24 protein-coding genes and 1 tRNA gene are annotated in these 26,786 nt (G+C 62.3%); 5 read left to right on the top strand and 20 right to left on the bottom strand.

Going from position 1 to position 26,786, the window contains the following annotated elements:
- Positions 1 to 31 precede the first annotated feature (31 nt).
- From J2X19_RS03205 to J2X19_RS03175, 7 genes are all read right to left on the bottom strand, one after another.
- Positions 32 to 1,063: an ABC transporter permease gene (locus J2X19_RS03205; protein WP_116604871.1), complete on the bottom strand. Its 1,032-nt coding sequence runs from the start codon at positions 1,061 to 1,063 to the stop codon at positions 32 to 34.
- Between the two features lie 7 nt (positions 1,064 to 1,070).
- Positions 1,071 to 2,597 (bottom strand): sugar ABC transporter ATP-binding protein, encoded by a 1,527-nt coding sequence (locus J2X19_RS03200; protein ID WP_310370576.1) that lies wholly within the window; start codon positions 2,595 to 2,597, stop codon positions 1,071 to 1,073.
- The gene (gene mmsB, locus J2X19_RS03195; protein ID WP_116604875.1) at positions 2,594 to 3,799 is read right to left on the bottom strand and encodes a multiple monosaccharide ABC transporter permease; all 1,206 of its coding nucleotides are present in this window, start codon (positions 3,797 to 3,799) and stop codon (positions 2,594 to 2,596) included. Before mmsB ends, J2X19_RS03200 begins: the two co-directional genes overlap by 4 nt.
- Positions 3,800 to 3,810: 11 nt before the next feature.
- Entirely contained in the window at positions 3,811 to 5,316 is a 1,506-nt protein-coding gene (mmsA, locus tag J2X19_RS03190; protein ID WP_116604877.1) for a multiple monosaccharide ABC transporter ATP-binding protein, read from the bottom strand.
- Between the two features lie 108 nt (positions 5,317 to 5,424).
- Entirely contained in the window at positions 5,425 to 6,495 is a 1,071-nt protein-coding gene (gene chvE, locus J2X19_RS03185) for a multiple monosaccharide ABC transporter substrate-binding protein (RefSeq protein WP_116604879.1), read from the bottom strand.
- A 63-nt stretch (positions 6,496 to 6,558) separates the two neighbouring features.
- The gene (locus J2X19_RS03180; protein ID WP_116604881.1) at positions 6,559 to 7,524 is read right to left on the bottom strand and encodes an ABC transporter substrate-binding protein; all 966 of its coding nucleotides are present in this window, start codon (positions 7,522 to 7,524) and stop codon (positions 6,559 to 6,561) included.
- A gap of 41 nt (positions 7,525 to 7,565) precedes the next feature.
- Positions 7,566 to 9,017 (bottom strand): aldehyde dehydrogenase family protein, encoded by a 1,452-nt coding sequence (locus tag J2X19_RS03175; RefSeq protein ID WP_310370571.1) that lies wholly within the window; start codon positions 9,015 to 9,017, stop codon positions 7,566 to 7,568.
- Between the two features lie 106 nt (positions 9,018 to 9,123).
- Between J2X19_RS03175 and J2X19_RS03170 the strand changes: the two genes are divergently transcribed.
- Entirely contained in the window at positions 9,124 to 10,083 is a 960-nt protein-coding gene (locus J2X19_RS03170) for a LysR family transcriptional regulator (protein WP_116604885.1), read from the top strand.
- Between the two features lie 15 nt (positions 10,084 to 10,098).
- On the opposite strand, the gene J2X19_RS03165 is transcribed toward J2X19_RS03170, so the two are convergent.
- Together J2X19_RS03165 and J2X19_RS03160 are read right to left on the bottom strand one after the other, a co-directional pair.
- On the bottom strand, positions 10,099 to 10,881 hold the full coding sequence (locus tag J2X19_RS03165) for an SDR family NAD(P)-dependent oxidoreductase (RefSeq protein ID WP_310370568.1): 783 nt from the start codon (positions 10,879 to 10,881) through the stop codon (positions 10,099 to 10,101).
- A 222-nt stretch (positions 10,882 to 11,103) separates the two neighbouring features.
- Positions 11,104 to 11,883, bottom strand: coding sequence for a ParA family protein (locus tag J2X19_RS03160; RefSeq protein WP_116604889.1), 780 nt, complete (start codon positions 11,881 to 11,883; stop codon positions 11,104 to 11,106).
- A 143-nt stretch (positions 11,884 to 12,026) separates the two neighbouring features.
- Between J2X19_RS03160 and J2X19_RS03155 the strand changes: the two genes are divergently transcribed.
- On the top strand, positions 12,027 to 12,560 hold the full coding sequence (locus tag J2X19_RS03155; RefSeq protein ID WP_310370564.1) for an OB-fold protein: 534 nt from the start codon (positions 12,027 to 12,029) through the stop codon (positions 12,558 to 12,560).
- 78 nt (positions 12,561 to 12,638) lie between these two features.
- Here the strand turns inward: J2X19_RS03155 and J2X19_RS03150 are convergent.
- The 9 genes from J2X19_RS03150 to J2X19_RS03110 form a co-directional block, all read right to left on the bottom strand.
- Positions 12,639 to 12,726, bottom strand: a tRNA-Ser gene (locus tag J2X19_RS03150).
- 86 nt (positions 12,727 to 12,812) lie between these two features.
- Positions 12,813 to 14,132, bottom strand: coding sequence for a serine--tRNA ligase (gene serS, locus J2X19_RS03145; protein ID WP_310370562.1), 1,320 nt, complete (start codon positions 14,130 to 14,132; stop codon positions 12,813 to 12,815).
- 15 nt (positions 14,133 to 14,147) lie between these two features.
- Positions 14,148 to 15,086 (bottom strand): threonine/serine dehydratase, encoded by a 939-nt coding sequence (locus tag J2X19_RS03140; protein ID WP_310370560.1) that lies wholly within the window; start codon positions 15,084 to 15,086, stop codon positions 14,148 to 14,150.
- 25 nt (positions 15,087 to 15,111) lie between these two features.
- Positions 15,112 to 16,521, bottom strand: coding sequence for a replicative DNA helicase (dnaB, locus tag J2X19_RS03135; RefSeq protein ID WP_116604896.1), 1,410 nt, complete (start codon positions 16,519 to 16,521; stop codon positions 15,112 to 15,114).
- 178 nt (positions 16,522 to 16,699) lie between these two features.
- Positions 16,700 to 17,152, bottom strand: a complete 453-nt coding sequence (rplI, locus tag J2X19_RS03130) for a 50S ribosomal protein L9 (protein WP_092761759.1) — start codon at positions 17,150 to 17,152, stop codon at positions 16,700 to 16,702.
- Between the two features lie 12 nt (positions 17,153 to 17,164).
- On the bottom strand, positions 17,165 to 17,449 hold the full coding sequence (gene rpsR, locus J2X19_RS03125; RefSeq protein WP_092761761.1) for a 30S ribosomal protein S18: 285 nt from the start codon (positions 17,447 to 17,449) through the stop codon (positions 17,165 to 17,167).
- Positions 17,450 to 17,463: 14 nt separating this feature from the next.
- Complete coding sequence (gene priB / locus J2X19_RS03120) at positions 17,464 to 17,751, bottom strand: primosomal replication protein N (RefSeq protein WP_116604899.1); 288 nt, start codon at positions 17,749 to 17,751, stop codon at positions 17,464 to 17,466.
- Between the two features lie 31 nt (positions 17,752 to 17,782).
- The gene (rpsF, locus tag J2X19_RS03115; protein WP_092761765.1) at positions 17,783 to 18,151 is read right to left on the bottom strand and encodes a 30S ribosomal protein S6; all 369 of its coding nucleotides are present in this window, start codon (positions 18,149 to 18,151) and stop codon (positions 17,783 to 17,785) included.
- A gap of 67 nt (positions 18,152 to 18,218) precedes the next feature.
- A complete protein-coding gene (locus tag J2X19_RS03110) occupies positions 18,219 to 20,513 on the bottom strand; it encodes a VC_2705 family sodium/solute symporter (RefSeq protein WP_310370553.1) in 2,295 nt (764 codons plus the stop codon).
- 175 nt (positions 20,514 to 20,688) lie between these two features.
- Between J2X19_RS03110 and J2X19_RS03105 the strand changes: the two genes are divergently transcribed.
- Positions 20,689 to 21,138 (top strand): hypothetical protein, encoded by a 450-nt coding sequence (locus tag J2X19_RS03105; protein WP_116604903.1) that lies wholly within the window; start codon positions 20,689 to 20,691, stop codon positions 21,136 to 21,138.
- A 13-nt stretch (positions 21,139 to 21,151) separates the two neighbouring features.
- Here the strand turns inward: J2X19_RS03105 and ppsA are convergent, their stop codons facing one another.
- On the bottom strand, positions 21,152 to 23,545 hold the full coding sequence (gene ppsA, locus J2X19_RS03100; protein WP_310370550.1) for a phosphoenolpyruvate synthase: 2,394 nt from the start codon (positions 23,543 to 23,545) through the stop codon (positions 21,152 to 21,154).
- A 273-nt stretch (positions 23,546 to 23,818) separates the two neighbouring features.
- Between ppsA and chrA the strand changes: the two genes are divergently transcribed.
- A complete protein-coding gene (gene chrA / locus J2X19_RS03095) occupies positions 23,819 to 25,174 on the top strand; it encodes a chromate efflux transporter (protein ID WP_310370547.1) in 1,356 nt (451 codons plus the stop codon).
- A gap of 27 nt (positions 25,175 to 25,201) precedes the next feature.
- Complete coding sequence (locus J2X19_RS03090) at positions 25,202 to 25,669, top strand: guanylate cyclase (protein ID WP_116604909.1); 468 nt, start codon at positions 25,202 to 25,204, stop codon at positions 25,667 to 25,669.
- 62 nt (positions 25,670 to 25,731) lie between these two features.
- Here J2X19_RS03090 and J2X19_RS03085 read toward each other — a convergent pair whose 3' ends face one another.
- Positions 25,732 to 26,553 carry an HDOD domain-containing protein gene (locus J2X19_RS03085; protein WP_116604911.1) on the bottom strand — a complete coding sequence of 274 codons (822 nt, stop codon included), beginning with the start codon at positions 26,551 to 26,553 and terminating at the stop codon, positions 25,732 to 25,734.
- Positions 26,554 to 26,786: the final 233 nt, after the last annotated feature.

The raw sequence follows: 26,786 nt of genomic DNA, 5'->3' as shown, positions 1-26,786 counted from the left end.
CGAGCTTGCTTGGGGCGGCCCGGCGCGGCACTCATGCGCGGCTCCCGGTAACGGCTGGGCGGTGGACCCACACGCCGACAGTGGCGCGGAACTCGGCCGACTGCAGCAGCATCACGGCGAACACCACCACGGCTTTCACCACCAGGTTGATCTCGGGCGGTACGCCCAACGAATAAATGGCATAGGTCAGGGTCTGGATGATCAGTGCGCCGATCACGCTGCCGACCAGGCTGAAGCGCCCGCCGGTCAGCGCCGTGCCGCCCAGCGTCACGGCCAGAATTGCGTCCAGCTCCAGCAGCTGGCCAGCGTTGTTGCCGTCCGCACTCTTGACGTTGGAGCTGATCAACAGCCCGGCCACGCCGGCACAGAAACCGCAGAACGCATAAACCCACACCGTCAGGCTGCGCGCCTGGATGCCGACGCCGCGCGCCGCCACCGGGTTGATACCGACGGACTGGATGAACAAGCCTAGCGCGGTGCGCGTCATCGCCGCATGCAGCACGCCGAACACCAGGGCGACGATGAACAGCGAGAACGGCAGGCCCAGCCAGTAGCCGCTGCCCAGGAAGAAGAACGGCGCGTAGTAGATGGTGATGATCTGCCCGCCGGTGATGAGCTGCGCAATGCCGCGCCCGGCCACCATCAGGATCAGCGTGGCAATGATGGGCTGCATGCCGATGCGGGCCACCAGCACACCGTTCCACAGCCCGCAGACCACGGCCACGCCCAGCGCCGCCAGAATCGCCAGCGGCATGGGGAAGCGGCTGGCATGCACGGCCACCCCGTCCTGTACCACCAGCGATCCGCCGATCATCCAGGCGGCCAGGGCCGCCGCAATCGCCACCACCGCACCGACCGAGATGTCGATGCCGCGGGTGGCAATCACCAGCGTCATGCCCAAGGACACCAGCACCAGCGGTGCAGCCCGGTTCAGGATGTCGATCAGGCTGCCGTACAGATGGCCATCGCGCCATTCAATATGCAGAAAGCCCGGGTTGAAAACCACGTTGACTATCAAAAGTAATAGCAGCGTCAGCAATGGCCACGCCAGGCGGTGCCGCATTAGATTATTAAGCATGCCCAGCCGCAATCATTTCGTAAACTTCGTCTTCGGTACTACCACCGGGTAGTTCGCCCGCCTTGCTGCGGTCCCGCAGCACGGCGATGCGGTCGGATACGCGCACCACTTCACTCATCTCGCTGGAGATAAACAGCACAGCCATGCCGCCGCGCGCCAACCGCAATATCTCTTCCATGATTTCCTGCTTGGCCGCCACGTCGATGCCGCGGGTCGGCTCGTCCAGAATCAGCAGGCGCGGGTCGGTGGCCAGCCAGCGGGCAATCACGGCTTTTTGCTGGTTGCCGCCGGACAGCAGGCCTATGGGGGTCTCGATGCTGGCGGTCTTGATGCCCAGCGTCTTGACGAAATGCTCGGCCAGTGTGGTCTGCTCAGCCAGCGACAGGAACTTGCGCAAGCCCAGCCGAGCCTGCAGTGCCAGGGCAATGTTTTCGCGCACCGACAATTCGGCAACGATGCCGTCGGTCTTGCGCTCTTCGGGGCAGAGTGCGATGCCATGCTGCACCGCATCGGCCGGGTTCGAGAACTGCACGGTCTGCCCATCGATCTGCAGCTTGCCACGGTCGGCCGTGTCCAGGCCAAACAGCAAACGCGCCAGCTCGGTGCGTCCCGCGCCCAGCAGGCCGGCCAGGCCTAGCACCTCGCCCGCATGCACGCGCAGGTCCACCGGCTGCAGGCGCCCGGCCTGGCCCAGGCCCTGGGCATCCAGCAACACCACGGCATCTTCGACGCCCTCGCGCTGCTGCGCAGAACGCGCAGCCTGGGCCGCAAATTCGCGCCCCAGCATGGCGGAGATCAAAGCCTGCGGCTCCAGTGCACTGGCCATCCACTCACCGACCCAGGAACCATTGCGCAGTACCGTGATGCGGTCGGAAATGGCATACACCTGGTTCAGGAAGTGCGAGACAAACAGAATCGCCAGGCCCTCGCCGCGCAGGCGGCGCAGCACGGCAAACAGCTTCTGTACTTCGTCCTCATCAAGGCTGGAAGTCGGCTCGTCAAGAATCAAAACCTTGGACTCCACGCCCAACGCACGCGCAATCGCCACCAACTGCTGCACCGCCACCGGGTAGCTGGACAGCAGCTGCGTTACGTCAATATCCAGCCCGATACGCGCCAGCAGTTCGCGCGCCCGGCGGTGCACCGCGGCCCAGTCGATGCGGTAGCCCTGGGACATGCCGCAACGCGGATAACGTCCTGCAAACACGTTCTCGGCCACCGACAGATTCGGGCAGAGGTTCACCTCCTGGTACACCGTGCTGATACCCAGCTTCTGGGCCGCCAGCGGAGAATCGGGGCGGATAGACTGGCCCTGCATGACCATCTGCCCGCCGTTGGACTCCAACACGCCAGTCAGCACCTTGATCAGCGTGGACTTGCCCGCGCCGTTCTGCCCCATCAGCGAATGGATTTCGCCGGGATACAGGCGCAGCTGCACATCGCGCAGCACCTGGTTCCCCGAGAAGGATTTGTCGATGCCCGTGAGCTCCAGCACGGGCAGAGCGCCGGCGCTGGTCATCCCTTGTTCTTGTTGTAGACGTCGACGAACACGGCGGCCAACAACACCAAGCCCTTGATGATCTGCTGGTAGTCGATGCCGATGCCCATGATGGACATGCCGTTATTCATCACGCCCATGATGAAGGCGCCGATCACAGCACCCATCACCTTACCTACACCGCCCGAAGCCGAGGCGCCGCCGATGAAGCAAGCGGCAATCACGTCCAGCTCGAAGCCCAGGCCCGCCTTAGGGGTGGCGGTGTTCAGCCGTGCGGCAAACACCAGGCCGGCCAGCGCCGCGAGCACGCCCATGTTGATGAAGGTGTAGAACGCCAGGCGCTCGGTCTTGATGCCCGACAACTTGGCGGCCTTCTCGTTGCCGCCCAAGGCATAGATGCGCCGACCAATGGTGGTGCGGCTGGTGACGAAGTCAAACACCGCAATCAACAAAGCCATGACGATCAGTACGTTCGGAAGGCCTTTGTAGGACGCCAGCAGGTAGCTAAAGGTGATCAGGATCGCCGAGAAGATGGCCATCTTGCCCAGGAAGAAGGCCAAGGGTTCCGACGCGATGCCGTGCTGCAACTGGTTGGAGCGCGCACGCACGCCGCCCACCACCAGCGCCAACGCCACACCGATGCCCAACAGCAAAGAGGTCAAACGCAATGATTCACTGCTGAACAGGTCGGGAATAAAGCCCGAACTGAGCATCTGGAAGGTTTCAGGGAAAGGGCCGACCGACTGCCCTTGCAGCAACGCCAGCGCCAAACCTTTGAACACCAGCATGCCCGCCAACGTGACGATGAAAGAAGGGATACGGAAGAAGGCCACAAAGTAGCCTTGTGCCGCACCGATGATGCCGCCGACCAACAGGCACACCAAGGCGGTGGGCAGGTAATGCCATTCGTAGTTGACCATCAGCACGGCAGCCAGGGCGCCGACGAAGCCGACCACCGAGCCCACCGACAGGTCGATATGGCCCGCCACAATCACCAACAGCATGCCCAGCGCCATGATGACGATATAGCTGTTTTGCAATACCAGATTAGTCAGATTCAAGGGCTGCATCAGCGTGCCGTCGGTCATGACCTGGAAGAAAGCCATGATGGCCACCAAAGAGATCAACATGCCGTATTCGCGCAGGTTGTTCTTCAGGAAGCTGAGGCCGGACTTAACGGCCGGTGCGGCAGGTACAGCGGGGACAGGGGTGGTGTTTTCCATGATTCAAAGCTCTAGTTCGCGCTCACAATGGCGCGCATTATTTTTTCTTGGCTGGCATCGGCCGTGGGCATTTCGGCCACGAAACGGCCCTCGTTCATCACGTAGATGCGGTCGGACAAGCCCAACAGTTCGGGCATTTCCGACGAAATCACGATCACGCATTTGCCTTCGGCGGCCAGTTGCGCAATCAAGGTGTAGATCTCAAACTTGGCCCCTACGTCGATACCGCGTGTGGGTTCGTCGAGGATCAACACTTCGGGGTTGGTGAACAGCCATTTGCTGAGCACCACTTTTTGCTGGTTGCCACCCGAAAGGTTGACCACCTTCTGGTCTACGCCCGAGCAGCGGGTGCGCATTTTTTCGCGGTAGCTCTGCGCCACCGCGAACTCGCGCCCGTCATCGATCACCCCTGCATGCGACACGCCGTCCAGGTTGGCCAGCGAGGTATTCCATTGGATGTCTTCGCTGAGTACCAGGCCGTTGCCCTTACGGTCTTCGGTGACGTAGGCCAGGCCGTGGCTGATGGCTTTTTGCACCGTGGACACATCGATCTCTTTGCCGTGCAGCAGCGCCTTGCCGCTGATGCGCTGGCCCCAGGAGCGGCCAAACACACTCATCGCCAATTCGGTCCGGCCGGCGCCCATCAGGCCGGCGATGCCGACGATTTCGCCGCGCTTGACGGTCAGGCTGATGTTCTTGACGACTTCGCGGTCCGCATGCTGCGGGTGGTAGGCACGCCAGTCGCGCAGCTCGAATACAGTTTCGCCGATATGGGGTGTGCGCTTGGGATAGCGGTCGGCCATTTCTCGGCCCACCATGCCACGGATCACGCGGTCTTCGCTGATAGATTCGGCCCGGCAATCCAAAGTCTCCACCGTAGTGCCGTCCCGCAGGATGGTGATGGAGTCGGCCACCTTGGCAATCTCGTTGAGCTTGTGCGAGATCAGAATGCAGGCAATGCCATGGGCCTTGAGCTCCAGCAGCAGGGCCAGCAAGGCGTCGCTATCGGTTTCGTTCAAGCTGGCGGTGGGTTCGTCCAGGATCAGCAGCTTGACCTCTTTGGACAGCGCCTTGGCGATTTCCACCAGCTGCTGCTTGCCCACGCCGATATTGGTGATCAGCGTGGTGGGGGATTCTTTCAGTCCGACCTTCTTCAACAGCGCCTGGGTCTGGCTGTGCGCAGCCATCCAGTCGATCACACCATTGCGGGCGGTCTCGTTGCCCAGGAAGATGTTCTCGGCAATCGACAGCAGCGGCACCAGTGCCAGCTCCTGGTGGATGATGATGATGCCTTGCTGTTCACTGTCGTGTATGCCCTTGAAGCGACGCTCTTCACCCTGGTAGTGGATTTCACCGGTGTAGGAACCATGCGGGTACACGCCCGACAAGACCTTCATCAGGGTCGATTTGCCCGCGCCGTTCTCGCCGACGAGAGCATGTATTTCACCCGCGCGGACGCGCAGGTTCACCTTGTTCAGCGCAACCACTCCGGGGAATGTCTTGCGGATGTCGTGCATCTCTAGGATCGTTTTCAACGCCTATTCCTTCTGCTGAAAGCAGCTTCAAACCTCAACCGAAAAATGGTCCTGCGCCTTGCGGCGCAGGACCATGGCTACCGCACAGGTTTACTTGACCTGCGATTCCTTGTAGTAACCGCTGCCGATCAGGATTGGGTTCCAGTTGGATGCGTCCACTGCCACGGGCTTGAGCAGGTAGGCAGGTACGACCTTCACACCGTTGTTGTAGGTCTTGGTGTCGTTGATTTCAGGCTGCTTACCGGACAAGGTGGCATCCACCATGTTGGCGGTGACCTTGGCCAGTTCACGTGTGTCCTTGAAGATGGTCGAGTACTGCTCGCCGCGCAAGATGGACTTGACGGATGGCACTTCTGCATCCTGGCCGCTCACTACAGGGCAAGGCTGGGTCTTGGTGCAATAGCCCACGCCTTTGAGCGACGAGAGAATACCGATGGAGATGCCGTCGTAAGGCGACAGCACGGCGTCCACCTTGTCTTTGGTGTAGAAGGCGGACAGCAGATTGTCCATGCGGGCCTGGGCCACAGCACCGTCCCAACGCAGCGTACCAACCTTGTCCATGCCCATTTGCTTGCTGCGCACCACCAGCTTGCCGCTGTCGATGTAAGGCTTGAACACGCTCATGGCGCCGTCATAGAAGAAGAAGGCGTTGTTGTCGTCTGGCGAACCGCCGAACAGTTCGATGTTGAACGGACCCTTGCCCTGCTTCAAGCCCAGCTTGTCGACGATGGTGCCGGCTTGCAATACGCCAACCTGGAAGTTGTCGAAGGTGGCGTAGTAATCCACATTCTTCGAACCCTTGATCAGGCGGTCATAGGCAATGACCTTGACCCCCTTGTCGGCAGCGTTTTGCAATACCTTGGACAGCGTGGTGCCGTCGATGGAAGCAATCACCAAGACCTTAACGCCCTTGGTCACCATGTTTTCGATCTGGGCCAGTTGGTTAGGAATGTCGTCGTCGGCGTACTGCAGATCGGTCTTGTAGCCGCGGTCTTTCAGCACCTTGACCATGTTGTCGCCGTCAGCGATCCAGCGAGCAGACGACTTGGTTGGCATCGAAATGCCGATGGAGCCCTTGTCCTGCGCAAAGGCCTGGGGGGCGACGCCAAGAGCCGCCAAGGCCAGGCTGGCCAACATGGTTTTGATAAAGGTACGTTTCATAGGATTGTCTCCGTAGGGTTTAAAAAGGCGTGCCCAGTGTCAGGCACGCCGTGGGGGTCAGGATCAGTACTTACGCGAAGGAAACTCTTTGGCGGCAACTTCCATCGGGAAAATGCCTTCTTCGGTGACGATGCGTTTTTGCAAGGTCTTGCCAGCCTTCAGGTCTTTGACAGCGGCCATCAACTGTGGGCCCAGCAGCGGGCTGCATTCCACCGACACATTCAGCTTGCCGGCAATCATGGCTTCGAACGCGCCTTTGACCGCATCAATAGAGATGATGATGATGTCCTTGGCGGGCTTGATACCGGCTTCTTCGATCGCCTGGATCGCGCCAATCGCCATATCGTCGTTGTGCGCATACAGCACATTGATCTTCTTGCCCTCGGCCTTGAGGAAGGCTTCCATCACTTCCTTGCCCTTGGCACGGGTGAAGTCGCCGGTTTGCGAACGGATGATCTTGAACTTGGGATCGGCCTTGATGATTTCTTCAAAGCCCTTCTTACGGTCGATCGCCGGTGCAGAGCCCACGGTGCCTTGCAGCTCGACAATGTTGACATCGCCCTTTTGGTCCTTCATTTTTTCGACCAACCAGCGGCCCGCCTTGCGGCCTTCTTCGGTGAAGTCCGAACCCATGAACGAAACGTACAAGGAATCATCTTTGACGTTTACCGAACGGTCGGTCAACACCACAGGGATCTTGGCGGCCTTGGCTTCGCGCAGCACGGTTTCCCAGCCGGACTCGACCACGGGCGAGAACGCAATCACGTCCACTTTCTGGGCGATGAAGGAGCGGATCGCCTTGATCTGGTTTTCCTGTTTTTGCTGTGCATCGGAGAACTTCAGCTCGATACCGGCTTCTTTGGCCGAAGCCTTGATCGAATCGGTATTGGCGGTACGCCATTCACTCTCGGCGCCCACCTGGCTGAAACCCAGCACAATTTTCTTCTGGGCAAACACGGTGCCTGGCAGCATGCCAGCCAGTGGAGCGGCGGCCAGTGCGATGGCCAGGTTACGACGGTTGATTTGCATGATGTCTCCTAGTTGGTTTAGTTGTTGCCCTGCCCATCCAGTCAGGCCAGCATGTAGCCGGTTTTGACGGTGGTGTAGAACTCTGCGGCGTAACGCCCTTGTTCGCGTGGACCGTAACTCGATCCTTTGCGTCCCCCGAACGGTACGTGGTAATCAACGCCCGCGGTAGGCAGGTTGACCATGGTCATCCCTACCTCGGCGTGGCGCTTGAAATGCATGGCGTGTTTGAGCGAAGTGGTGCAGATACCCGCACACAGCCCGAACGGCGTGTCGTTTGCCAGGGCCAGCGCGTGCTCGTAGTTGTCGGCGCGCAGCACGCAGGCGATGGGACCGAACACCTCTTCGCGGGCTACCCGGTGCTCGGGCTTGGCCAAAAACAATGCGGGGCTCATGTAGTGGCCTGGGGTGGGTCGCTTCAGCAGGTCGCCGCCCACCACATGCTCGGCGCCTTCGGCCTTCGCAATGGCGATCCAGGCCAGGTTTTCGTCCAGCTGGCTCTGGTCCACCACCGGACCGATCTGGGTATCGCGGTCCACCGCATGGCCGACCTTCAGGCTTGCCATGCGCTGGCGCAGACGTGCCACAAAGGCATCATGCACGCTGGCTTCGACGATCAGGCGGCTGGAGGCAGTGCAGCGCTGGCCGGTGGAAAAGTAGGCGCCTTGCAACGCGCAATCCACCGCCTGCTCCAGATCGGCGTCGGCCAGCACCACCAGCGGGTTCTTGCCACCCATTTCCAGCTGCACCTTGGCGCGGCGTGCGGCAGCGGACTGCAAAATCCGTTCTCCAGTGGCGGCGGAACCGGTAAAGCTGATGGCCTGCACGCGTGGGCTATCCACCAGGGTCTGGCCAACCTCGCGGCCACTGCCCATCACCAGATTGAAGACGCCTGCAGGCAGCGCAGCGCGGCTGATGATTTCGGCCAGCGCCCAACCACAGGCGGGTACCAGCTCAGCAGGCTTGAAGATCACGCTGTTGCCATAGGCCAACGCCGGCGCAATCTTCCAGGCCGGAATCGCCAGCGGAAAGTTCCACGGCGCGATGATGCCCACCACACCCACGGGTTCACGCGATACATCGACATGCACGCCGGGCCGTACCGAGGCCATGGATTCACCCGGGGTACGCAGCGCCTCACCGGCAAAAAACTTGAATATCTGGCCGGCCCGGGCCACTTCAGCTACCGCTTCGGGCAGGGTCTTGCCCTCTTCACGTGCCAGCAGCAGGCCGAGCTCGGCCTTGCGGGCCAGGATTTCGCTGCCGATCTGGTCCAGTACGTCGGCCCGGCGCTGTGGCGTGCTGTAGCCCCATTGAGGCTGCGCCTCGGCGGCGGCGCGGATCGCCAACTCGGTCTGGCTGCGGTCGGCACGGGCGTACTCGGCCACCACCTCACGGGTGTCAGACGGGTTATGGCTGATCCCCGTGGTGACACCGGTGTCCCAGCGGCCGTTGATGTACTGCCGGGCGTTCTGCGGTAACTCGCCGAATTTCATGAATGCTTTATTACGAAAGTTGGCGAGAGTCTATGAACAAAACTGGTATCAATCCAATTGATTTTTGGACAAAATACATATCAATGTTCACATTCTGGAAAACCCCATGACCAATTACACCCACTGGTTCATCCGCGCACGCCTGAAAACCAGGCAGCTGCTTTTGCTGGTGGCCTTGGCCGAAGAAGGCAATATCCACAGGGCGGCGCAGGTGCTGAACATGACCCAGCCCGCTGCCTCCAAGCTGCTGAAGGACCTGGAGGATGTGCTGGAGGTGCCGCTGTTTGACCGCCTGCCGCGCGGCATGCGCCCCACCTGGTATGGCGAAACCATGATCCGCCATGCCCGCGTGGCCCTGGCCAGCCTGAACCAGGCGCACGAGGAGCTGACCGCACTCAAGGCCGGGCGCTTCGGCCAGGTGAGTGTGGGCGCCATCACCTCCCCCGGGCTGACGCTGCTGCCCACCGCGGTGGGCATGGTCAAGCAGGAGCAGCCCACGCTGCGCATCGCCCTGGAGATCGAAACCAGCCCGGTGCTGATCGAACGGCTACAGCAAGGCAAACTCGACATCCTGGTGGCCCGGCTGTTTGCCGAGCACGACAAGACCAATCTGCGCTACGAGCCGCTGATCGAAGAGCCGGTCTGCGCCATCGCCCGCACTGGCCACCCCATGCTGGGGATTACCGGTCTGACCCTGCGCGACGTGGTGGCCACGGGCTGGATCGTGCCGCCGGCCGGCAGCGTGCTGCGGCACCGGTTCGAGCTGATGTTCCAGGAAGAAGGGCTGGCGCCGCCGATCAATGTGATCGAGTCGGCCGCGCTGCTGTTCATCACCCGCATGCTGCAGCAAAGCGACATGCTGGCGGTGATCGCCGCCGACGTGGCCCGCTACTACGCGGCCCACGGCATCATTTCCATCGTGCCGCTGGAGATCCCCTGCCATATGGATGCCTTTGGCCTGATCACCCGCACCGACCGCCTGCCCTCGCCAGCAGCCAAGGTGATGCTGAAGGCGCTGAAGACCGCCAGCCTGTCGCTGTACGGCTGCAAGCTGGAGATCGAATAACGCGCAGAAAATGGATTAAGACCAGCCTGCGTCGACCTTGAACTCTTGCGCGGTGCACATGGCGCCGTCGTCCGAGGCCAGAAACAGCACCATGCGCGCAATATCGTCGGGCCGCAGCTTGTCGGGCAGGCACTGGTTGCGCTTGATCTCTTCTTCGCCCGAAGCGTCCAGCCAAAGCTTGATTTGCCGCTCGGTCATCACCCAGCCGGGCGACACGGTGTTGATGCGGATGCGGTCCTGGCCCAGGGTTTTGGCCAGCCCGCGGGTCAGGCCGTTCACCGACGACTTGGCAATCGCGTAGCAGGGGTAGCCCGCGCCCTTGCCCTGCCAACCGGTAGAGCCCAGGTTGATCACCGAACCCGCACCCAGCCGGCGCATGCCCGGCACCACCGCCTGGATGGCAAAAAACGCCGGCCGCTCATTGATCGCCATACGCTGGTCGTAATAGTCGGGGGTGACCGACTCCAAGGTATGCCGGTCGTCGCTGGCAACGTTGTTCACCAGTACCGAGAAGTCGCCAAGCGCACTGGCCGCATCGGCCACCGCCGACTGCAGGGCCACCACATCGGTGACATCGCATTTACGCCACCAGGGCGCGGCATGGCCGGCAGCCGCCAGCTGCTGGGCCAGCGCCTGGCTGGCGGATTCGGCCACGTCGACAAAGGCCACGCGGGCGCCCTGCGCAACAAACGCGGCCACCATGGCCGCGCCTATACCGCTGCCACCGCCTGTCACGAATACAGACTTGCCGCGCAGACTGGGGTACACGGAGGGCGCGGAGGATTGGTTTTCTATCATTGCAATATATATATCAGTTAATACAAAATCTAAGTAATTTTGTTATTACTATGCCTTGCAACCCGTGTCCACGTCAAGCACAAAGTGGCAGGCAGGTCGGCACGCGGCTGCGGCCATGCCGCCAGCAGATCTGCCAGCCAGGTTTCAAGGATGTATGAAAAATCAGGCTCTGGCGCTGATTTCATCAGCGCCAGATGCTATTACATCAATAGCAATCGCAGCCTAGGCAGGGCGCAGGCCTTGCAACACGCCATGCAAGGCGACCAGGGCCTGGGTCAGCTTGTGCTGCGGGTCCAGATAGACCATGGGCAGAGACTGCTCGTGCGACTCGCGGATCTTCACCGACGACGGCAGATACGGCTGCAGCACCGGCAGGCCCTCGCCCACCAGTTCGTTCACCATGCGCTGCGGCAGGTTGGCGCGCGGCTGGAACTGGTTGACCACGATGCCGTCCACCACCAGGCCGGGGTTATGGTCGGCGCGGATTTCGGCCACGTTGTCCAGCAAGGTGTATAGCGCCTTGCGGGCGAACTCATCGCAGTCGAACGGAATCAGGCAGGCCCGGGCGCCCATCAGGGCCGAACGGGTGTAGAAGTTCAGCGCCGGCGGCGTGTCGATGTAAATGCGGTCGTAGCCGGCCGCCAGCTGCTGCAAGGCTTCGCGCAGCTTGTATAGCTTGTGGCGCGACTCCAGCTTGCTCTCCAACTCGCCCAGCATCGGGCTGGACGGCATCACGTGCAGGTTTTCGTGCGGCGTGGCCACCACGAAATCGGTTGGCAATACCGTGCGCAGGCTGTAGCTCAGGCAGTGTTCAAAAAACCCGGCCACCGTCGGCTGGTCGTCGCGCGCCTGGGCACCCAGCAGGTAGCTGGTGGAATTGCCCTGCGGGTCCAAGTCGATCACCAGGGTACGCAGTCCCTGGCTGGCACTGATCGCGGCCAGGTTGCAGGTGATGGTGGACTTGCCCACCCCACCCTTTTGGTTAAACACAACAAGTGGCATGGCACGGTTCCTTGTACGAAGAGGCAGGGACTGAAACTCGGACTATTGTCTACGCCCTGTGCAGGCCAGCAGCAAATCACGTGCCCGCCGTCGCAGAAATAATCTGCGGTAACGGCGGTGCAGTGATTTGGTAGCATGAAGCCATGTCCACACGCGCCAGCATCCGGCCACGGCGCATCGCCGCCAGTCTCGCCCTCACCTTTCTTGCATGCAGCTCCGCCTTTGCCGGCAATGCCCATACCTTCGCAACCCCGGAGGCAGAGAAATTTGTACGGAACATGCTGGCCGAAGCGGATGCCGGCAAGACCATCCGCCTGAATGGCCAGACACTGATGCAGGCCTATAAGTCCAGCGAAACCGCCGCCGACAAAAAGTACAAGAGCAAAACCCTGCTGGTGGAAACCGCAGTGGACCTGGTATCGCGCGATATGTTCGGTGCCCTGGTGGTCTACCTTAAATCAGGCTCTTTCATGCCCATCGCCGCCCGGTTCGACAAAAAGGTGACCCTGGTCGAAGGCATGGAAAGCGATAACGGCCTCGTCAAAATCCGGCAACTGCCCGCAGAAGAAGCCGCCGCCTTGCTCAAACGGGGCCAAACCATCCACCTGGTCTGCAAAGGCGATGGCTACAACCTGGGCTCGCCCGGGCTGGAGCTGTGCAATATGGTCAGTTTGTGAGGGTTGGGTTTTGAAGCCTCGCAGCATGCCATAGACGTAAAAAAACGCGCTACCCATAGTGGATAGCGCGTTTGTTCTTGGCGGAAAGGGTGGGATTCGAACCCACGGTACCTTGCGGTACGCCTGATTTCGAGTCAGGTACATTCGGCCACTCTGCCACCTTTCCTGATTCTGTACTTGCCAAAAACTGCAACTGCAATATTTGGCAAGCCTGCAATTCTAGCAGGCCTTGGTGCGACTCTGCGCGCCGACTCAGCCCAATTGCGCCAAACCGCCCAAATAAGGCCGCAGCACCTCGGGCACGGTGACCGAGCCATCGGCGTTCTGGTAGTTCTCCAGCACCGCCACCAAGGTGCGGCCCACTGCCAGGCCGGAGCCGTTCAAGGTGTGCAGCCACTCGTTCTTGCGCTGCGCATTTTTAAACCGAGCCTGCAGGCGCCGCGCCTGGAAGGCTTCGCAGTTGGAGACCGAGCTGATTTCGCGGTAGGTGTTCTGCGCGGGCAGCCAGACTTCCAGGTCGTAGGTCTTGGCAGCGCCAAAACCCATGTCACCGGTGCACAGCGCCATCACACGGTATGGCAGGCCCAGCTTTTGCAGAATGGCTTCGGCGTGGCCGGTCATCTGCTCCAGCGCGTCGTAGCTGGTGTCGGGATGGACGATCTGCACCATCTCCACCTTGTCGAACTGGTGCTGGCGGATCAGGCCGCGGGTGTCGCGACCGGCGCTGCCCGCTTCGGAGCGGAAGCACGGTGTGTGCGCAGTCAGCTTGATCGGCAGATCGGCCTCGGCAGCGATGGTGTCGCGCACGAAGTTGGTCAGCGGCACTTCGCTGGTCGGGATCAGGTACAGCGCACTGTTGTCCGGCACGGCTTCGCCGTCTTGCCCACCCTTTTTGGCGGCGAACAGGTCGCCCTCAAACTTGGGTAGCTGACCGGTGCCGCGCATCGAGTCGGCATTGACGATGTAGGGTACATAGCACTCGGTGTAGCCGTGCTCGGTGGTCTGCACATCCAGCATGAACTGCGCGAGCGCACGGTGCAATCTGGCGATAGGGCCTTGCATCACGGTAAAGCGCGAACCGGTGAGCTTGACGCCCATTTCAAAGTCCAGGCCCAGGGGCTCGCCCAGGTCCACATGGTCTTTAGCTGCGAAATCCATAGCACCAGGCGCACGATCAGTGGGGCTCCAGGTCCGTACCACCACATTGCCACTCTCGTCCGCGCCGACCGGCACGCTGGCGTGCGGCAGATTCGGTACGGCCAGCAACAGGCTTTGCAGCTCGGTTTGCAGATGGTCGAGGCGGACGGCCGAGCTTTCCAGCTCGTCCTTGATGCCTGCGACGGCAGCCATCACGTCGTCCACGCTCTCGCCCTTGGCCTTGCGCTGGCCAATCTGCTTGCTCAGGCTGTTGCGCTGGGCCTGCAGTTCCTCGGTGCGGGTCTGGATGGTTTTGCGTTCAGATTCCAGCGCGCTGAAGGCTTCCACGTTCAAAAATGCCTGGGGGTTCTTGCGCGTCTGCAGGCGGGCAACGACGGCGTCGAGGTCTTTACGGAGATAGGTGATGTCTAGCATGTAAGTATTCTAATTTCAGCCCAAACCGGCCGGATCGACGTTGCCGCCGCACAGGATCAGCGCCACTTTCTCGTCGGCGCGCGGCTGGTAGACGCCGGTTTGCAGGGCCGCCAGCCCGAGGGCCGCTCCCGGCTCCACCGCCAGCCGCAGCTCTTTCCAAAGCCAGCGCTGGGCCGCCACGATCGCCTCGTCGGACAGCAGCAGGCTGTCGCGCACCTGGCGCTGGGTGACTTCCCAGCCCAGCTGACCTATGCGTTTGGCACCCAGCGAGTCGGCAGCAATGCCACCGACGGCCACATCCACCGGCTCGCCGGCCTGGCGGGCGCTGTGCAGGGTGGGCGCGCGCTCCGGCTCCAGGGCCACGACGCGGCTGCGCTGTTCGAACCAGCCGGCAATGCCACCGATCAGGCCACCTCCGCCGACACTCACCAGCACGCTGTCCGGCAATCCGCCCTGGGCCTCGATTTCTGCGGCCAGCGTTCCAGCACCGGCCAATACTTCGACCTGGTCGTAAGCATGGGTCAACAAGGCCCCGGTGGCTTTCTGGCGCGCCATGCAGGCCTCGAAAGCCTCGGCATAGACCGCGCCGGTGACCACGACGTCGGCACCCAAGTCGCGCAGCCGGGCCCGCTTGGTTTCGGGCGACACCGTAGGCACGAACACTTCGCACCGTACGCCCAGCGCCTGGGCTGCAGCGGCGGTGGCGATGCCTGCGTTGCCGCCGGAAGCAATCACTACCCCCGCATCCGGAATCGGATTGGCCAGCAAGCGGTTCAGCATGCCACGGGCCTTGAAGCTGCCGCCGACCTGCAGATGTTCGAGCTTGAGCCAAACCTCGGCACACGCCAGTCCCAGTGAGGCGCCGGACAGCTTCCACAACGGAGTTGTACGTAAAAACTGGCCTTGGTGCTTATCCAACGTGCGCAGGGCGCTATCAATTTCAGAGCGATTCATATTTCTGTTTCTGCAGCCGGGGGGTTTAATAGTCCCCGCCACCGCTGGCCAGGCTTTCAAACTTGGTGATGTTGCGCAGGAAGGCCAGCTTGACCGTGCCGGTCGGGCCGTTCCGCTGCTTGGCAATGATGATTTCGGCGACGCCCGGCTCCTTGCAGGCGTCTTTGGTGTAGTACTCGTCGCGGTAAATGAACATGATGATGTCGGCATCCTGCTCGATAGCGCCGGATTCGCGCAAGTCGCTCATCATCGGCCGCTTGTCGGGGCGCTGCTCCACGCTGCGGTTCAGCTGCGACAGGGCAATCACCGGGCATTGCAACTCCCGGGCCAGCATCTTCAAACCGCGGGAAATCTCGCCCAGCTCGGTGGCGCGGTTGTCGCCACCCCCACTGCTGCCCGAGCCGCTCATCAGCTGCAGGTAATCGACCACGATCAGGCCCAGCTTGCCGCACTGGCGCGCCAGCCGGCGGGCGTTGGCACGCAGCTCGCTCGGGCTCAGGCCCGGGCTTTCATCAATATGCAGCGACACGGTGCGCAGCTTCTCGACGGCCTCGGCCAGGCGCGGCCATTCGTCGTCGGTCAGGTTGCCGGTGCGCAAATGGCCCTGGTCGATGCGGCCGATCGAACCGACGATACGGATCGCCAGCTGGGAGGCGCCCATTTCCATGGAGAACACCGCCACCGGCAGGCCTTCTTTCAGCGCCACATGCTCGGCGATATTGATGGCGAAGGCGGTCTTACCCATGGACGGACGGGCGGCCAGCACGATCATGTCGCCGGCTTGCAGGCCCGAGGTCATGCGGTCCAGGTCGTAGAAGCCAGTAGGCACACCGGTCACATCGTTCTGGTTGTCGGCCATCTCCTGGACCCGGTCCAGCAGGTCGACGACCAGGGTTTCCATCGCCTGGAAGCCCTGCTTGTTGCGCGCGCCCTCCTCGCCGATGTTGAAGATCTTCTGTTCAGCTTCGTCAAGGATCTTGTCGACGGGTCGGCCCTGGGTATTGAAGGCGTTGGTGGCGATTTCATCACTGGCCGTCACCAGCTTGCGCAGGATGCCGCGCTCGCGCACGATCTCGGCGTAGCGGCGGATATTGCTGGCGCTGGGCACGTACTGGGCCAGCGAGTTCAGATAGGCCAGGCCGCCGACCTCTTCCGACTTACCTATGCTTTGCAGCCGCTCGAACACGGTAATCACGTCGGCCGGCTTGCTGGCGTTGATTAGCTCGCGCACCGCGGCAAAAATCAGCCGGTGCTCGTAACGGTAGAAATCATCGTCCTTGAGCAGGTCGCCCACGCGGTCCCAGGCATTGTTGTCGAGCAACAGGCCGCCCAGCACGCTGGATTCGGCTTCTATGGAATGGGGGGGAATGCGCAGCTGCGCAATTTGACGGTCCTGGCCATAGGATTCGTCCAAAGCGGGGAAAACAGCAGACATGGGGAGTGGGATTCCTGGGGTGAGGCTGGATGCTACGCGGCGAACCTGGCTACGTCGAGGCACAAGTCTGGGGGCAAACCGTGGATAAGCCTGGGGACAACCCCGGCATAACCTTACGGCCCAAAGGAAAAGGCCGCCAGGATTTGCACCCTGGCGGCCTCTTACAGAGAAACGCTGATTAAGCGGTTTCGCCGTAGACGGAAACGGTGATTTCCACAACCACGTCGGTGTGCAAAGCCACGTTCACGGTGTTGTCGCCGGTGGTCTTGATCATGCCGTTAGGCAGGCGGACTTGGGCTTTGGCCACTTTGTAGCCTTGCTTGGTCAGCTCTTCGGCGATGTCGGCGTTGGTCACGGAACCAAACAGACGGCCATCCACACCGGCTTTTTGCGTCAGCTTGATGGTCGTGCCGCCGAGCTTTGCGCCCAGGGCTTGCGACTCAGCCAGCTTGGCTGCAGCAGCTTTTTCGAGCTCGGCGCGCTTGGCTTCGAACTCTTGCTTGGCCTTTTCCGTGGCGCGACGGGCGCGGCCAGAAGGGATCAGGAAGTTACGGGCGTAGCCGTCTTTGACCTTAACGATTTCGCCGAGGTTGCCAAGGTTCAAAACCTTGTCGAGCAGAATGATTTGCATGTTCGTACTTCCTTAGATGCGGTGCTGGTCGCTGTACGGCAGCATGGCGAGGAAACGCGCACGCTTGATAGCGGTGTTGAGCTGGCGCTGGAAAATCGCGCGGGTGCCGGTCAGGCGTGCGGGGATGATCTTGCCGTTTTCAGCAATGAAATCGCGCAGCGTGTCGATGTCCTTATAGTCGATCTGTTCTACACCGGTCACGGTGAAGCGGCAAAAGCGCTTGCGCTTGAACAGCAGGGACTGGGTATTGCGCTTGGGGCGCTTGTCTTTGTTATTGAAACGTTTTGGTCCGGCCATGATGGACTCCTGATTTAATCTGGTTGAAACTCTTGGATATGAAGTACGGGGTTCTTGCCCAAACGGGGAGAGGCCAAAAATCCGGTGAACTGCCAGTTGCTGCCCAAGGGCTGCTGCTGGATTCGCTCGGCGATGGCGCCAAAGGCGATTGCCTTGACCACCAGTTTGACTTGCCGTATTTGGCCTGCTTGCTCCAGACTGGACTCGTGTTCGAGCACCATATCCAGGGCGGGCAGTCCGGCGGGCGTGTAGCGCAGGTTTTTAACTTCTGCAAGACAGGCCGTCAAAACTACGTGGTTCACTCCGTGTGGGAACTCCGCTTAGCAAGCCACCTTAGTGGGCTGCGTACTCCGCCTGTTGCGTCTTGCGGGCTTCTTCGCGCTCGACGGTCTTCATCATCGACGAAGGGCCGGTTTCGGCCTTCTTCATCACCACGGTCAGGTGGCGCAGCACGGCGTCGTTGAACTTGAACGCGTGTTCCAGTTCAGCCATGATGGCTTGGTCGGCTTCGATGTTGACGCACAGGTAGTGGGCCTTGGCCAGCTTGTTGATCAGGTACACCAGTTGACGGCGGCCCCAGTCTTCCACGCGGTGGATCTTGCCGCCGCCGGCGGTGATCATGCCCTTGTAGCGCTCCAGCATGGCTGGAACCTGTTCGCTTTGATCCGGGTGGATCATCAAAATGATTTCGTAATGACGCATATTTCTCCTTAAGGATGTAAAGCCACCCACTGCGTCTGTAGTGGTGTAGCAAGGGCAAAGCCAGCGATTATAGCCCGCTATTCTGATTTTTGGATGGCTGGGGTGCAAATTGGCTCAACAGCCAGATCACCAGCGCGCCCGCCGGCAGGCCAAACACCCCTGCGGAGATGGGTTGGATACCCCACCACAGCCCGCTTCCACCCAGCCCCAGCGCGGTACGCACCATGGGTGCATTCACCAGCATGTACCAAAGCGTCACCCCCAACCCTACCAGCATGCCAGCCACCGCCGCCCGGCGCGTGGTGCGCTGCCAGAACAGACCGGCCACCATCGCCGGGAAAAATGCCGCCGCGGCCAGCGAGAACGAGGCGGACACCAGGGCCAGAATGTCGGCCGGTTTCTGCGCCGCCACATAAGCGGCGGCCAACGCGAGCAGCAGCAAGGCAAATTTCGACAGCAGCACCCGCACCATGGGGTCGGACTCGCGCCGGGCACCACGGAAATACAGGTCGTGGGCCAGCGCATTGCCCATGGTCAGCAGCAGGCCGTCGGCGGTGGACAAGGCCGCCGCCAGGCCGCCCGCAGCCACCAGGCCCGACACTACATAAGGCAGGCCGCCCAGCTCGGGTGTGGCCAGCATCACCAGGTCGGCGCCGAGCCGCAGCTCGGCAAACTGCAGGATGTGGTCACCATTCACATCGGTCACCTGCAGCAGGGTCGGGTCGACCTGGGCCCATTGCGCCATCCAGGTCGGAAGATTGTCAAAGCTCTGCCCCACCACATGGCTCATGACCTCGAACTTCACCAGTACCGCCAGCGCCGGCGCGGCCAGGTACAGCAGCGCAATGAACAGCAGCGACCAGGCGACCGAGCTGCGCGCCTCGGCCACCGTGGGCGTGGTGTAGAAGCGCGTAAGCAGGTGCGGCAAGGCCGCCGTACCGGTCATCAGACAGAACATCAGGGCCAGAAAGTTCAGCCGCGCGGCGTTGAAGCTATCGCGCTGCTCGGGCGATCCCTCCGGGTCGCCGGCAAACACCAGGGTGTGCGGCGACATACCCGCCAGCGGCTGGGCCCGCTCCAGATTGTCCTGTCGGGCCCGCGTCCATTGCTCACGCGCCGCGGCCTCATCCTGGGGCAAAGCCGCCAGCTCGCGCGCCGCCTTGCGCACCGCCGAGGCGTCGGCACGGTCCATCTTCAGCTGGCGCAAACGGGCTTGGGCGGCCGCCCGCTCGCGCGCCAGGGTGGCCGGCACGTCCTGCAGCATCGCGCCATAGGTGGCGGCCCGCTGGCTGTACTCGGCCAGCACCGAGATCTCGGCCGGCGACTCGGTCAGCTGTTTTTCCAAGGCCGCAATCTTGGGCAGCTGCTGGCCATAGACCAGCGGCGCCAGCGGGTTGCCCAGCTGCTTGTAGGCCAGCCACGACACCGGAATCAGGAAAGCCAGAATCAGGATCACATACTGCGTGACCTGGGTCCAGGTCACGGCGCGCATGCCGCCCAGGAACGAGCACACCAGCACGCCCCCCAGCCCCAACAGAATGCCGATCTCGAACTGCACCCCGGTCAGGCGCGAGGTGATCAGGCCTACCGCGTAAATCTGCGCCACCACATAGGTAAACGAGCACAGCACCGCCGCCCCGGCGGCAATCCAGCGCGGCCAGCGCCCGCCAAAGCGCGCGCCAAAAAAGTCGGGCACGGTATACAGCTGCATGCGGCGCAGGCGCGGGGCGATCAGCAGGGCCACCAGGCAAAACCCGCCGGTCCAACCCATGATGTAAGCCAACCCGCCCGGCTGTCCGTTCGAACCCGAAAACCCATGCAGATACAAGCCCCCGGCCAGGCTGATGAAGGAGGCCGCGCTCATCCAGTCGGCGGCAGTGGCCATGCCGTTGTAAATGGGCGGAATGCGGCGCCCGGCCACGTAATACTCGGCCGGGTCCGAGGTACGGCAGTAAATGCCGATGCAGGCATACAGGGCAAAGGTGGCAAACAGAAAAATCCCGCCAATCCAGTAGCGCGACAAGCCGCGCTGCTCGGCCCAGGCCATCAGCCCCAGGAACACCAGCAGGCACACCACGTACAGGCCAAAGTTACGGTGCAGCCGGCGCCGGTAGGGCCCTTGCGGGGCTTGGACCGTATCGGTTTCAGCACCCGAGTGGCGCCGCCGCCACGCATACACCGCCACGATCAGCAAAAAGCACAGCACCGCGCCCTGGGCACAGAACCAGTAGTTCAGCGGCCAGCCAGCCACCACCCAGGTCATGTCGCGCGCAAAGAACACCCCGCCGAAAGACAGCACCGCCCAGACCACAAGCAAGGTCACACGCAAGGTGGATCGGGGAGGCACAAGAGCGGTAGGCAAGGCGGACATGTAACCCGAGAAATAGGAGCCATGGAGACTGCGCGAGCAAGTTGCAGCGTCGGCATCCTAGCCCAGCCCCCGCAGAACAAGATCCCGTGTTTACCCATTGCCCAGACCTGGGCAACAGCACACCACACGCAAACGGCGTAGTAGCATGCTCCCGGGAGACACCAGGATGACATACATCAAAACCGAATTGGGCCAGCAGGCATTCAAGGAGCGCGCCCCTGCGCTGATCAAACTGCGTGCGGCCTTCATCCTTATCGATGGCAAGCGGACGCTGCAGGATGTACTGCGCGCGACCGCCGGCATGGGCATAGTTGAAGCCGACATTGCGCAGCTGCTCGCGCTGGGATACATCGCCGAAGACGCTGCATCCGAACCCACCTCTGCAGCAGCCACACCACAAGCCCATGCCCCACAGGCAAATCCGAATGAACTCTACCTGCGCGGTTATGCAATTGCCACCCAGCTCACGGCCGGGCTGGGCCTGCGCGGTTTTCGGTTGAACCTGGCGGTGGAGTCGGCCTCGGGCTACCAGCAGCTGGTGGCGCTGGTGCCCAAGATCCGGGAAGCCGTAGGCGCCGACAAATGCCGGCCCCTGGAAGAGGCGCTAGGCCTCTAAACCAGCGCCGCGATCAGCCACCCGCCAACTGTTTCCAGGTAGCCACCACGCTGTCCGGGTTCAGCGAGATCGACTCGATGCCCTGGTCGGCCAACCACTGGGCAAAGTCCGGATGGTCGCTCGGGCCCTGCCCACATATGCCGACGTACTTGCCCTGGGCCTTGCAGGCCGTGATCGCGCGGCTCAGCATGGCTTTGACGGCAGGGTCGCGCTCGTCGAAGTCGGCAGCCAGCAGCTCCAGGCCGGAATCGCGGTCCAGGCCCAGGGTCAGCTGGGTCAGGTCGTTCGATCCAATCGAGAAACCGTCGAAGAACTGCAGAAACTCATCGGCCAAAATCGCATTGCTCGGCACTTCGCACATCATGATGACCTTCAAGCCATCCTGGCCGCGCTGCAGGCCGTGCTGGGCCAGCAACTTGGTGACCTTCTCGGCCTGGCCCAGGGTGCGCACAAAGGGCACCATGACCTGCACATTGGTCAGACCCATCTCCAGGCGCACGCGCTTCAGTGCCGCGCATTCCATGGCGAAGGCTTCGCCAAAGTCGGCGCTGATGTAGCGCGCTGCACCGCGGAAGCCCAGCATTGGGTTTTCTTCTTCCGGCTCGTAGCGGCTGCCGCCGATCAGCTTGCGGTATTCGTTGGACTTGAAGTCCGACAGGCGCACGATGACAGGCTTGGGCCAGAAGGCCGCCGCAATCGTCGCCACACCTTCGGCCACCTTGTCGACATAGAAGGCGCGCGGCGAAGCGTGGCCGCGGGCTACCGATTCGACGGCCTTCTTCAGGTCGTTGTCGATGTTCGGATAGTCCAGGATGGCCTTGGGGTGCACGCCGATGTTGTTGTTGATGATGAACTCCAACCGCGCCAGGCCCACGCCCTGGTTGGGCAGCTGGCAGAAGTCGAACGCCAGCTGCGGATTGCCCACGTTCATCATGATCTTGGTCTTGATCTCGGGCATGGTGCCGCGCTCGACCTCGGTAACCTCGGTTTCCAGCAGGCCGTCGTAGATGAAGCCGGTGTCGCCTTCCGAGCAGCTGACTGTCACCAGGGTGCCGGTCTTGAGCTTCTCGGTCGCATCGCCGCAGCCGACCACCGCCGGGATACCCAGCTCGCGCGCAATGATGGCCGCGTGGCAGGTACGGCCGCCACGGTTGGTCACGATGGCGCTGGCACGCTTCATCACCGGCTCCCAGTTCGGGTCGGTCATGTCGGTGACCAGCACGTCGCCGGGCTGGACTTCGTCCATCTGGCTGATGTTGTGCACCAGGCGCACCGGGCCGGTACCGATCTTCTGGCCAATCGCGCGGCCTTCGGCCAGCACGTTGCTCTTGCCCTTGAGCTTGTAGCGCAGCTCGGCCTTGCCCAGCTGCTGGCTCTTCACCGTCTCGGGCCGGGCCTGCAGGATGTAAAGCAGGCCGTCGGTGCCGTCCTTGCCCCATTCGATATCCATGGGCCGGCCGTAATGCTCTTCGATCACCAGCGCGTACTGGGCCAGCTGCTCGACGTCGGCGTCGCTCAGCGAATAGCGATTGCGCTGCTCGGTCGGCACATCGGTGGTCTTCACCAGCTGGCCGGTGGCGGCTTTCTCGGCGGCGGTGGTGAACTCCATCTGCACCATCTTCGATCCGAGGTTGCGGCGGATCACGGCGCGCTTGCCAGCTTTCAGCATCGGCTTGTGCACATAGAACTCGTCGGGGTTCACTGCGCCCTGCACCACGGTTTCGCCCAAGCCGTAGCTGCTGGTGATGAAGACGACCTGGTCAAAACCGGACTCGGTGTCGATGGTGAACATCACGCCGGCCGCCCCCAGGTCGGATCGCACCATGCGCTGCACGCCGGCACTCAGGGCCACGATGTCGTGGGCAAAACCCTTGTGCACGCGGTAGCTGATGGCACGGTCGTTGTACAGCGAGGCAAACACCTCTTTCATCTTGTGCAACACGGCCTCGATGCCGACCACGTTCAAGAAGGTTTCCTGCTGGCCGGCAAAGGATGCGTCGGGCAAATCTTCGGCGGTGGCCGAGGAGCGCACGGCGAACGAGGCCTCGGGATTGCCAGCGCTCAGCTTGGCAAAAGCCTCGGTGATCGCAGCTTGCAGGTCGGCAGGGAAAGGCTGGGCTTCGACCATGCCGCGGATCTCGGCGCCGGCAACCGCCAGCGCGCGCACGTCTTCCGTGTCCAGCCGGGCCAGCCGGGCGCTGATCTTGTCGGCCAGGCCGTCGTGGGCCAGAAATTGGCGGAACGCATGGGCCGTGGTGGCAAAGCCGGTGGGCACGCGTACGCCCGAGGGCAGCTGTGAAATCATCTCGCCGAGGCTGGCATTTTTGCCACCCACCGACTCGACGTCGTCCATTCTCAGTTGTTCAAAGGGTACGACCAGGGCGGTCGGGCTGAATAGTGCAGACATGGGAAGGCTCCGAAGGTTAAAACCAGGTCTGCGCGCCGGGGGACTGGCCCCAGGGCGACGCTAAGCATGCCAGCCGTGCGACGGTGTTGTTGTTGTTCGGTGAAGCAACGGGGCATGGTGGGGTACGGGTTGGGGTCGAATCGGGTTCGAATCGGGTTCGAATGGCGCGATTGTAGAGAACTTGGCAACGCCCGGGTACGAGTTACCAGCAAGTTACCAGCCGCCCGACGCGCCACCGCGACACAATCCACACCCTGCCTGGATATTCTGCATATGACCGAACCCACCCTCTCCTTCGCCGAAGCCCTGAAGTTCTGGTTCAAGCTGGGCTGCATCAGCTTTGGCGGGCCGGCCGGCCAGATTGCCATCATGCACCGCGAGCTGGTCGAGCAAAAACGCTGGATCAGCGAGAAGCGCTTTCTGCACGCGCTCAACTACTGCATGCTGCTGCCCGGCCCCGAGGCCCAGCAGCTGGCCACCTATATCGGCTGGCTGCTGCACCGCACGCGCGGCGGCGTGGCGGCGGGCGCGCTGTTTGTGCTGCCCTCGCTGCTGATTCTGATAGCGCTGAGCTGGGTCTATGTGGCCTTTGGCAACGTGCCCTGGGTCGCCGGCCTGCTCTACGGGATCAAACCCGCGGTCGCTGCGCTGGTGGTGCAGGCGGTGCACCGCATCGGCAGCAAGACACTCAAAAAACCGGCCACAGCGCCCGTACTCTGGGCGATAGCAGCTAGCAGTTTCATAGCAATCTACGCCTTTGCCGTACCCTTTCCGGCCATCGTGCTGGCCGCGGGCCTGATCGGCTGGCTGGGCGCACGCTGGGCCCCGGGGCAGTTCACCGGCGGCAGCGGCCATGGCGCGGCCAAAGCCAGCTACGGCCCGGCACTGATCGACGACGACACGCCGACCCCGGCCCACGCGCGCTTCAGCAAAATCCGGCTGCTGCAGGTACTGGCCGTAGGCGCCCTGCTGTGGCTGCTGCCGATGGCCGCGCTGGTGGCAACCAGCGGCTGGCACGGCACGCTGGCGGCCATGGGCTGGTTCTTCAGCAAGGCGGCGCTGCTGACCTTTGGTGGCGCCTACGCGGTGCTGCCCTATGTCTACCAGGGCGCGGTGACGCAGTTTGGCTGGCTCAGCGGCACGCAGATGATCGACGGCCTGGCCCTGGGCGAGACCACGCCCGGCCCGTTGATCATGGTGGTGGCTTTTGTCGGATTTGTTGGTGGCTGGGGCAAGGCGGTGCTGGGGCCGGACGCGCTGTTCCTGGGTGCAGCGCTGGCGGCCACGGTGGTCACCTGGTTCACCTTTCTGCCGTCCTTCATCTTTATTCTGGCCGGCGGGCCGCTGGTGGAGAGCACGCACGGCAAACTGCAGTTCACCGCCCCGCTGACCGCCATCACCGCCGCCGTGGTCGGGGTGATCGCCAGTCTTGCTCTGTTTTTCATAGCACACATCGCCATCAGGTCGGGCACCAGCGGCATATTTCCTGCGAACATCGACTGGGCGGCGCTGCTGCTGGCGCTGGCAGCGGGCGTGGCCTTGATACGCTACAAAATGGGCGTGATCCGGGTGATCGTGCTGTGCGCGCTGGCCGGCTGGGCGCTGCGCGTGCTGGGCTGGGGCGGCTAGCCCACAGACCGTCCGTATACTGCCGCCATGCAAACCACCCGCAGCCTAGACGCCCTGACCGCCACCGCGCAAGCCCATGGTGCGGCCGCCGCCCTGCAATATCTGAACGCTGGCGTGCCACACCGCTTCAGCGCCATGTACCGCCTGGAGGGTGACATCCTGCGCAATCTGCTGCTGCACGACAAAAGCGGCGAAATCCGCCCCGCCTACCTGGCGGAAGTGCCGCTGGACAGCAGCTTTTGCCAGTTTGTGCTGCGCGACGGGGTTTTCAAAACCAGCGATTCCGCGGCCGACAGCCGGCTGGACGGCCACCCCTACCAAGGCGTGATGGTCTGCTACCACGGCGTGCCCTGGCAAACCGCCAGCGGTGAGATCGGCGGCACGCTGTGCCACTTTGACCTGCTGCCGCTGGGGCTCAGCGACGCAGAATTCGCCTTGCTGCAGCAGGCGGCCCAGCTATTGCCGGCTTATCTGCAAGCCGATTCGGCGGCCTGAAACGCTACTTTTTCAATAGCTATCTGCGCAGGCTCCAGCAGCGCTAGAGCCGTATTTTCCATTCAAGCAAAATCGCCGGCCTCGTCCGGGCGGGTCCATTCGATCGGGTTCTCCGAGCGCAGGCGTTCGCCGTCGGTGAAGCCAATCGCATCGGCTACGCGCTGCGGGTACTGAGCGAACAGCGCGGGCGCATCCAGGTCCAGTTCGTGGGCATGGCCGCCCCAGGAGGCGAGGTACAGCACGCCGGCCAGGGTATCGGCCTCGACATCGTCCTGCGGATCGGGGTGGTTCTGGATCGCGTCCACCAAGGCCTGCGGAAAACGCCATTTGCTGGCAAACGCCGCCCCCACGTCGGCGTAGGAATAGCCAAGCTCGGCGGTCTGCTTGGCGTGCCGGTCGCTGTCGGTGGCAAAGGCGGCCTGTAGACAGGGCTGGTTCGGCATGGCCTTCTTCATGATCAGGTCGCCCACGCCGTGCAGCAGGCCGGCGGTAAAGGCCAGGCCTTGGTCCAGCTTCAGCGAGGCGGCCAGCGACTGGGCGATCTTGGCCACATCCAGGCTGTGCCGCCAGAACTCAGTCATGTCCACCCCCGGCACCAGTTTGAAGGCACCACCCACCGCCGCGGCGCTGACCAGCTGCTTGATGGCCTTCAGGCCCAGCAGCGGAATCGCCGCCTCGACCGTGCCGATCTGGCCGCCGCTGCCATAGCGGGCTGAATTGAGCAGGCGCAGCACCCGCACCGTCAGCCCCACCTCGCTGGACAGCAGCGCGGTGATCTTGCGCATGTCCGGCTCAGGCTGCTGGAACTCGCTGAAGATCTGCGCCACCGTCGTGGGCAAGGACGGGATCAGGATGTCCGATGCAATGATTTGTTCGAATTTCATGGGGCTCCTCTAAGAACCTGTTCAAGGGAAGTTGCCGCGGCCGAAGGGCTCTCAATATAGTCCATAGTCCATTTCCGGCCTACATGACCTCCATCCACGGTACCCATCTATAACCGTGCAACAACTTTACCCCCTCTTGACCTGAAACAAAGCGCAGCCACGGGAACTGTGGACACTTATGTAAGCTCGATAAAACTTGGCCGTTGGAACATTGGAACATTCTTCATGCATCT

Source organism: Rhodoferax ferrireducens (assembly GCF_031458075.1).
GTDB classification, from domain to species: domain Bacteria; phylum Pseudomonadota; class Gammaproteobacteria; order Burkholderiales; family Burkholderiaceae_C; genus Rhodoferax_B; species Rhodoferax_B ferrireducens_A.
The sequence above is the reverse complement of the archived record's forward strand: the minus strand, read 5'-3'. Positions and strand labels throughout refer to the sequence as shown.

Coding starts and splice junctions, on each gene's coding strand:
- J2X19_RS03205 (WP_116604871.1), bottom strand. CDS start 1,063: ATGCGGCACCGCCTGGCGTGGCCATTGCTGACGCTGCTATTACTTTTG.
- J2X19_RS03200 (WP_310370576.1), bottom strand. CDS start 2,597: ATGACCAGCGCCGGCGCTCTGCCCGTGCTGGAGCTCACGGGCATCGAC.
- mmsB (WP_116604875.1), bottom strand. CDS start 3,799: ATGGAAAACACCACCCCTGTCCCCGCTGTACCTGCCGCACCGGCCGTT.
- mmsA (WP_116604877.1), bottom strand. CDS start 5,316: ATGCACGACATCCGCAAGACATTCCCCGGAGTGGTTGCGCTGAACAAG.
- chvE (WP_116604879.1), bottom strand. CDS start 6,495: ATGAAACGTACCTTTATCAAAACCATGTTGGCCAGCCTGGCCTTGGCG.
- J2X19_RS03180 (WP_116604881.1), bottom strand. CDS start 7,524: ATGCAAATCAACCGTCGTAACCTGGCCATCGCACTGGCCGCCGCTCCA.
- J2X19_RS03175 (WP_310370571.1), bottom strand. CDS start 9,017: ATGAAATTCGGCGAGTTACCGCAGAACGCCCGGCAGTACATCAACGGC.
- J2X19_RS03170 (WP_116604885.1), top strand. CDS start 9,124: ATGACCAATTACACCCACTGGTTCATCCGCGCACGCCTGAAAACCAGG.
- J2X19_RS03165 (WP_310370568.1), bottom strand. CDS start 10,881: ATGATAGAAAACCAATCCTCCGCGCCCTCCGTGTACCCCAGTCTGCGC.
- J2X19_RS03160 (WP_116604889.1), bottom strand. CDS start 11,883: ATGCCACTTGTTGTGTTTAACCAAAAGGGTGGGGTGGGCAAGTCCACC.
- J2X19_RS03155 (WP_310370564.1), top strand. CDS start 12,027: ATGTCCACACGCGCCAGCATCCGGCCACGGCGCATCGCCGCCAGTCTC.
- serS (WP_310370562.1), bottom strand. CDS start 14,132: ATGCTAGACATCACCTATCTCCGTAAAGACCTCGACGCCGTCGTTGCC.
- J2X19_RS03140 (WP_310370560.1), bottom strand. CDS start 15,086: ATGAATCGCTCTGAAATTGATAGCGCCCTGCGCACGTTGGATAAGCAC.
- dnaB (WP_116604896.1), bottom strand. CDS start 16,521: ATGTCTGCTGTTTTCCCCGCTTTGGACGAATCCTATGGCCAGGACCGT.
- rplI (WP_092761759.1), bottom strand. CDS start 17,152: ATGCAAATCATTCTGCTCGACAAGGTTTTGAACCTTGGCAACCTCGGC.
- rpsR (WP_092761761.1), bottom strand. CDS start 17,449: ATGGCCGGACCAAAACGTTTCAATAACAAAGACAAGCGCCCCAAGCGC.
- rpsF (WP_092761765.1), bottom strand. CDS start 18,151: ATGCGTCATTACGAAATCATTTTGATGATCCACCCGGATCAAAGCGAA.
- J2X19_RS03105 (WP_116604903.1), top strand. CDS start 20,689: ATGACATACATCAAAACCGAATTGGGCCAGCAGGCATTCAAGGAGCGC.
- ppsA (WP_310370550.1), bottom strand. CDS start 23,545: ATGTCTGCACTATTCAGCCCGACCGCCCTGGTCGTACCCTTTGAACAA.
- chrA (WP_310370547.1), top strand. CDS start 23,819: ATGACCGAACCCACCCTCTCCTTCGCCGAAGCCCTGAAGTTCTGGTTC.
- J2X19_RS03090 (WP_116604909.1), top strand. CDS start 25,202: ATGCAAACCACCCGCAGCCTAGACGCCCTGACCGCCACCGCGCAAGCC.
- J2X19_RS03085 (WP_116604911.1), bottom strand. CDS start 26,553: ATGAAATTCGAACAAATCATTGCATCGGACATCCTGATCCCGTCCTTG.